The 1039-nt window shown below is 63.6% G+C and carries 1 pseudogene; it reads right to left on the minus strand.

The window, feature by feature from the left end:
* Nucleotides 1–55: 55 nt before the first annotated feature.
* Nucleotides 56–1039, minus strand: a pseudogene (gene cofG / locus ABT116_RS50185) (7,8-didemethyl-8-hydroxy-5-deazariboflavin synthase CofG); the annotation flags it as partial.

Genomic DNA, 1039 nt, shown 5'->3' on the forward strand with positions numbered 1-1039 from the left:
GCTCCGCGAACGTGCGACGTAGGGACGCTCACTCACCCCAGCCAAGCGCGGTGTCGTGATCGGGGGTCAACGGCGATACCCCGCCCCAGTCGTCCACACCGGCGCCGAGCAGCGCGAGGCACTCGCTGTTCGAGACGAGATTCGGCGGACTCTGAATCCGCATCGTCGGCCCGAGCAACAGGCGTGCGACGGCGATGGCCGCGAGAAACTCGTCGAGTCCTGCATCAGGGGTGTTGCGCATCGCGGTATCAGGCTTGGCCAGGAAGTTCTGAATGATCACTTCCTGGATGTGGCCGAACGCCTTCTGCGACTTGCGTATCGCCATGATCGATTCGGCACGCTCGAGGAAGTTCTCCCCGATGCCCACAAGAATTCCCGTGGTGAACGGGATGTTCAGGCGGCCTGCGTCGGTCAGAGTGCGCAGCCGAACCGCCGGGTCCTTGTCCGGGCTGCCGTAGTGGCATTCGCCTTTGTCGGTGAACAGCCGAGTAGCGGTCGTCTCGAGCATCATGCCCATCGACGGCGCAACAGGCTTGAGTCGCGAGAGCTCTTGCCAGCTCATCACACCGGGATTCAAGTGCGGAAGAAGTCCGGTCTCCTCGAGCACCCGAATCGACATCGCCCGCACGTAGTCGAGGGTGGAGTCGTAGCCGCGTTCGTCCAGCCATTGCTTGGCTTCCGGCCAGCGAGCCTCGGGGCGATCCCCCAGCGTGAACAACGCTTCCTTGCAGCCCAATTCGGCACCTGCCCGGGCAATGTCCAAAACCTCGTCAGGCTCAAGGAACATGCCGTGCCCAGCGGCACGCAGCTTCCCGGGCACCGTGACGAAGGTGCAGTAGTGGCACTTGTCCTGGCACAGACGGGTCAGCGGAATGAACACTTTCCGCGAATACGTCACGGTGTTCGGCCGACCCGCTGCCAGCAGACCGGCATCGCGAACCTTGGCCGCCGAGGAACACAGATCGGTCAGATCGGTGGCCCTGTGCATCGAGAGGTTCTTCGGCATGGGTGCGGGGTGTTGTGGGCTGGAGGGCATGCC

The organism is Streptomyces sp. NPDC002130 (genome assembly GCF_040296465.1).
In the GTDB taxonomy this organism is placed as follows: Bacteria; Actinomycetota; Actinomycetes; order Streptomycetales; family Streptomycetaceae; genus Streptomyces.